A 5,615-nucleotide genomic window follows, 5' to 3' on the forward strand; every position below is an offset into this window, starting at 1 on the left:
TCCTCGTCGTAGAGCGCCTTTTCACGATCGCGAAGCCGAAACTCCTTACGATCCCATGGATGGCGTTTCCCATTTTCAGCTCCTTCAGAACGCGCTTCGTTACGAAGCCAAACTTCTCTACTGCGCCTTCGACCTCATGTTTGCGGACGGCGAAGACCTTCGCCAGCTGCCGCTGCTTGAACGCAAGAAGCGCCTGAAGGCTAAACTGCCGCGTCATAAGCTTATTGCTTTCAGCAGCCACCGCAAAGGCAGCGGCAAGAAGTTCTTTGCCGAGGCCGAGCGCAAGCGCCTCGAAGGCATCATGGCAAAGCGCGCCGACAGCCCGTACTCCTCCGGAATCCGAACAGTCGACTGGCTCAAGGTGAAGACTACGCAGCGGCAGGAGGTTGTTATTGCGGGTTTCACGGCACCAAAGCGAACAAGGCCATACTTTGGCGCCCTAGTCCTCGCCGTCAGAGATGGAGAAGATTGGCGGTACATCGGACATGTCGGGACCGGCTTCAGCCACACCACGCTCGAAGCGCTCCACCGAAAGCTTGTGAAACTGAAGTCGACGCGGTCTCCTTTCCGCGTCAAGGTGAAAGACGAAGCTGTGACGACCTGGTCCGGCCGTCCCTGGTGGCCGAAGTGAAGTTCGCGGAATGGACCAGTAAGGGCGAGTTGCGACAGCCTGTCTATTTGGGTCTGAGGACCGACAAGAACGCGAAGGACGTCGTGCGTGAACGGGAGCGACCGCGACGATAGCCATCGAAGCTCGAGCAATCCAGCGTCGTGGAACAAATAGGTCTATTCGTCCTTATGAAACTGAACACGTTATTGGTCTTCAGTAACTTGCCGGAGTTGGACGTGCTTCGTGAGACGGCCAAGGAAGAGGTTCTCGACCGCACGGCGGAGGTCGCTTCGGCGATCGCGGTGGAAGGCCTTCGCTACGTCAGCGATGCTTCTCCCGGTTACCGCCGCAAGCGCACCGGCACGTCGTTCAGTTACTACGACAAGGACGGAAAGCGGATAACGGATAAAGCCATCATCCGCCGGATCAAATCGATCGGCATCCCGCCGGCATACGAATTCGTGTGGATCTGCCCCTCGCCCAACGGTCACATCCAAGCGACCGGGCTCGATGCGCGCGGACGCAAACAGTACCGTTACCATCCCAAATGGCGTGAACTGCGCGAGCAGAACATGTACGAGCACGTGATGCAGTTCGCGGCAGCTCTGCCCGCCCTACGCGACCGCGTCGCCTCGGACATGAAGCGTGACGGCCTGCCCCGTGAAAAGGTACTCGCCACGATCGTCAGCCTCCTCGAGAAAACGCTCATCCGCGTCGGTAACGCGGAGTATGCGGAGAAGAACAAGTCCTACGGGCTGACCACCATGCGCCGCAAGCATGTGGCTATCGGACGCGGCGTCCTGCGGTTCGACTTCACCGGTAAGTCGGGCAAGCAGTGGAAGCTCCAAGTCGAGGACAGGCGTATCGCCGCCATCGTGAAGCGTTGCGCGGAGATCCCCGGGCACGAATTGTTCAAGTATCTGGATGACGACGGCACATCCCGCACAGTCGATTCCGGAGAGGTGAACGGCTACATCAAGGACATCACTGGGCAGGATTTTAGCGCCAAGGACTTTCGGACGTGGGCGGGAACGGTGCTTGCAGCGCTCGCACTGGCAGACTTCAGAAAGTATGACAGCCAGGCGGAGGCCAAGCGCAACGTCGTTGCCGCGATCGAGAAGGTGGCCAAGCAACTCGGCAACACCCCGGCCATCTGCCGAAAGAGCTACGTGCACCCCGAAATCCTGTGCGCGTACATGTCTGGCGATCTCGCCAAGATGCTCGATGCCAAGGTCGCGCAGAAATTTAAGCGTCAGTACGCCAAGCTCACGGCCGACGAGATCATGGTACTGGCGTTTCTTCACCGCCGCCTGCAGGCGCTGAAGAGTTCCGCGTGAACGCGGCGTACCATTCGGCGTACGGGCTGTTTTTCACCGCGTGCCCGTTGAAGTCGGGCGCCTCGTCGACGAGCCGGTGGGCGGCGCCTCCGCATCCTGGTCGCCTGCGTTCTTGGCCTCCTTGACCGCGCGGCCGCCGTTCATGAGATCGTTCACCAACCGAGCGCGCTCCCGCGGCTCGAGAATTCGGATCGCTCATACGCCATAACTTGGCGCGGACGACGAAGTATCGCCCGTCGGGCGTCACTGGGTGCTTGAGGCCGGCCATTTCAGATTAACGGCTTTCTGCGGGTCACCGCAACGGTCGTGCCAGACGCATAGCGCGATAGAGGATCGGCGAGTATCACGCAGGCCCTCGCGAGCTCGGCAGGCTGTCCCGCGCGCTTTTGCGGCAACCTGCCTGCCGAAGTTATTCCTAAATACCGCTTCGTTGCCGCGCGCAGCTTGCACCATCTACCGTGACCGCCGCATCTCGTCGCGGCGCATAGGCATGGCACCGACCTTCCCGAAGGGATAATCGGCCGTCAACGGCTTTTCGGACGAGAGCGCTGTGTGCCCGTCCCTTGCCGACGAGGAATACCTGGAAATGCTTGCCGTCCGCCGAGACCCGCGAGCGGATTTGCCTAGAACGCTCGCTATCGTCCTCTGCCTCGGCGAGGACAATGTCGCGTTCAGCCATGCCGTGGGCCGCCGACCGATAGATTCGGCGCTGCTCTTCGGCCGCGGCGTCCCCTGCGGGGGCCGAGATCACCAGGACTCGGTTGTGCGGATTGAACTCACCGAGCGATACGGCTTGACTTCCATGGGATATGGCGATTGCTCCCAGCGCTAGGAATTTCAACGAGCATCGCATGGCGATCTCACGTTCGGCGGGCCGTACTGTCACTCGAGGAAGGTTTGGGACTTCTCGTCCGGGTTGGTTCGTTGCGCCGTCCTTAAGTTCACGCTCGGCTTCGTGCCAGAATTCATCATCCCGGCCCTCGGGCTTGCCGGCAAGCTCCCACAGCTGGTGGGCACGCGTTCGGATTTGGTCATCGGTCGGACTGGACACATCTGGACTCGCTGTCTCAACGGATGCAAGACCATACGGGCGCTACGCCGTATGGCCATGCTGGTGACTGTCCACTCCGGATTCCGTCTCCATAGCCATAATTCGCGTCCCGATATTTTCGTTCCGGTAGTTGCCTATTTTGCGCGATGCCGCTTTGGGTGATCAGCGACCTGTGATCGCAGAAAGGCGGCCCAGGAATTCGACTTGTGCGGGAAGCACCTTCGCTCGCGCAGCTTTGGGATCAAACCACTGAGTGCGATCTATTTCCGGAAATGCCTGGCGGCGGCCGCTCCGTGGCGGCCGTTCGATCTCGAACGTGTTGCTCTCAAGTGCGGCCGGATCGAAATCGCCCTCGCCTGCGAAAGCGATCACGCGCTTCCCGCCCGGCTGCCGGATCTCGCCGAGAGATACTAGTGTCCCGACTCTCAATTGGCGACCAATAACTCATGCGGCGCTCGCTTTGTTGAGGGCGGCGCGGGCGCGGCGGATTTTCTCGAGGATTACCTGGCCCTTGGCTCTCCACTTGTAGGGCTTCGGATTGGCGTTGCGGTCGTCGAGATAGGCCTCGATGTCGCGGACGAGTTCGCCAACCGATGCGAAGCTGCCGGTCGGATGACATCGGCATCCAAATCGGCAAAGAAGCGCTCGACAAGGTTCATCCAGGACGATGAAGTCGGCGTAAAGTGCATCTTGAAGCGTGGATGCCGCTTGAGCCAAGCGCTGACCTTGGCGTGCTTGTGCGTCGCGTAGTTGTCCTGGATGAGATGGATGTCGAGATCCTTCGGCGTCTCGCGGTCGATCTGTTTCAGGAAGCGCAGCCATTCGACGTGCGTATGCCGTTTCTCGGTGCGAGTGATCAGACGGCCTTCCAGAGCGTTGAGGGCCGCGAACAGAGTAATCGTTCCGTGGCGCTTGTAATCGTGCGTCATTGTGCGTGGCCGCTTCGCCGCGAGCGGGAGCGACAACTGCGTCCGTTCCAGCGCCTGACATTGGCTCTTCTCGTCGCAGCAAAGAACCAAGGCCTTCAATGGGGGGGCAAGATAGAGACCGATGACATCCCAGAATTTTTCCTCGAAGCTCGGATCGTTGGAGAGCTTGAAAGTCTTCGTGACATGCGGTTTCAGGTCGTTCTTCGACCAGACCCGTTGCACAGTGCTGTGCGACACGCCGGCGTGGCGGCCCATGCTGCGCACGCTCCAGCGCTTGCGGCCCTTCGGAGGCCGCGTCACCTCCGTCACAACGCGCTGGACCTTGCTCGCCGACGGCTTGCGACCCCGTCCTGGTTCGTCCTCCAGCCCATCAAGCCCGTGCTCCTCAAAGCGCTTCGACCAGGTCGAAACCCGCTTTGCCGTTGACTTCAGACGAACCGCTGCCTCCGTGACGCTCACACCGTCGAGCCGAAGCAGGATCATGTCGGCACGATCCCGTTCGCGCACCGTGCTCGTCGACGCACGCGATCTGCGCCGCAACTCCGCCACCACCCCCGGCTCCGCTTGCAAACGCTTGATTGGCCGCGCCATTCCAGTGATCCTGCACTCAAATCAGTGACCCACACAGATATTAGTCAACATTTGCGGACGGGACACTAGTATCCACTTTTCTTGGAACGTGAGTCGTGATTCAAGATCGGGATGATACCCGAAGCAAGAGAAGTCCACCTTTCGAAGAAAGATCGCAAGGTGCTTGAGGAGTGCTGCCGCTCACCGACGACATTGCAGCGCGATTTGAAGCGGGCGCGGATAGTTCTGTTGGCGGCGGATGGGCGCAGCACCCGGTCGATCGCCAAGGAAGTTGGGGTCCAGCCGCGGATTGTCAGCCTATGGCGGCATCGCTATGCCGACCAAGGCCTTGAAGGGCTGCAAGACAAGCCGCGACCGGGCAAGCAGCCGATCTATACGAAGGCCACCGACAAGCGGATTCTGAAGCTGCTGGACCAGCCGCCGCCGGACGGGTTCGCACGCTGGACCGGACCCCTGCTGGCCGAGGCGCTGGGCGATGTTGACGTGCAATATGTCTGTCGGTTCCTGCGCAGCCACAAGATTGACCTCGCGGCTCGCAAGTCCTGGTGTGAGAGCAACGACCCGGACTTTACGGCCAAAGCCGCCGATGTTGTCGGCCTCTATGTCGCCCCGCCGGCGAGGGCCATTGTGCTGTGCGTGGACGAGAAGCCCTCGATCCAGGCATTGGAGCGAGCGCAGGGTTATCTGAAGTTGCCCAATGGTCGCGCCTTGACCGGCCAGAGCCACGATTACAAGCGGCATGGCACGACAACGCTGTTTGCAGCGCTCGAAGTCGCCACCGGAAAGATCATCGCAACGCACTCAAAACGCCGGCGCCGCGTCGAGTTTCTCGACTTCATGGACGGCGTCACCGCGGCTTTTCCGAACCGGAAGCTTCACGTCATCCTCGACAATCTCAACACCCACAAGAAGAACGAGCATTGGCTCAAGGCCCACCCCAACGTGCAATTAAAACGATGGAGGATCTACTGCTGCATGGCTTGCAACACATCTACTATGCCGAACAGCAGATTCTGAAATCGCTACCCAAGATGATCGACAAGGCGACGAACCGCGACCTCGTCGCGGGTCTCAAGAACCATCTCGAGGAGACCCAA

General features: G+C 60.2%; 4 protein-coding genes and 3 pseudogenes. 4 read left to right on the top strand and 3 right to left on the bottom strand.

From position 1 onward, the window contains the following. The first annotated feature begins 136 nt into the window (after positions 1–136). A pseudogene (locus JOZ76_RS29740) lies at positions 137–744 on the top strand (ATP-dependent DNA ligase). 102 nt (positions 745–846) lie between these two features. Then, a complete protein-coding gene (locus tag JOZ76_RS29745) occupies positions 847–1,947 on the top strand; it encodes a DNA topoisomerase IB (protein WP_291704816.1) in 1,101 nt (366 codons plus the stop codon). A 33-nt stretch (positions 1,948–1,980) separates the two neighbouring features. On the opposite strand, the gene JOZ76_RS38410 is transcribed toward JOZ76_RS29745, so the two are convergent. The 3 genes and pseudogenes from JOZ76_RS38410 to JOZ76_RS29765 all read right to left on the bottom strand — a co-directional run bounded on the left by JOZ76_RS38410 (position 1,981) and on the right by JOZ76_RS29765 (position 4,518). Then, complete coding sequence (locus JOZ76_RS38410) at positions 1,981–2,106, bottom strand: hypothetical protein (RefSeq protein ID WP_366112878.1); 126 nt, start codon at positions 2,104–2,106, stop codon at positions 1,981–1,983. 256 nt (positions 2,107–2,362) lie between these two features. After that, positions 2,363–2,998 carry a DUF2934 domain-containing protein gene (locus JOZ76_RS38420; RefSeq protein ID WP_441300126.1) on the bottom strand — a complete coding sequence of 212 codons (636 nt, stop codon included), beginning with the start codon at positions 2,996–2,998 and terminating at the stop codon, positions 2,363–2,365. Positions 2,999–3,442: 444 nt separating this feature from the next. Further along, positions 3,443–4,518, bottom strand: a pseudogene (locus tag JOZ76_RS29765) (IS630 family transposase). Between the two features lie 111 nt (positions 4,519–4,629). Between JOZ76_RS29765 and JOZ76_RS29770 the strand changes: the two are divergent. Further along, positions 4,630–5,466: pseudogene (locus JOZ76_RS29770) on the top strand (IS630 family transposase); the annotation flags it as partial. 8 nt (positions 5,467–5,474) lie between these two features. Continuing rightward, positions 5,475–5,615 (top strand): DUF892 family protein (locus JOZ76_RS29775; RefSeq protein WP_291704817.1); only part of this gene is annotated, 141 nt, incomplete at its 3' end.

The organism is Bradyrhizobium sp. (assembly GCF_019244115.1).
In the GTDB taxonomy this organism is placed as follows: Bacteria; Pseudomonadota; Alphaproteobacteria; order Rhizobiales; family Xanthobacteraceae; genus Bradyrhizobium.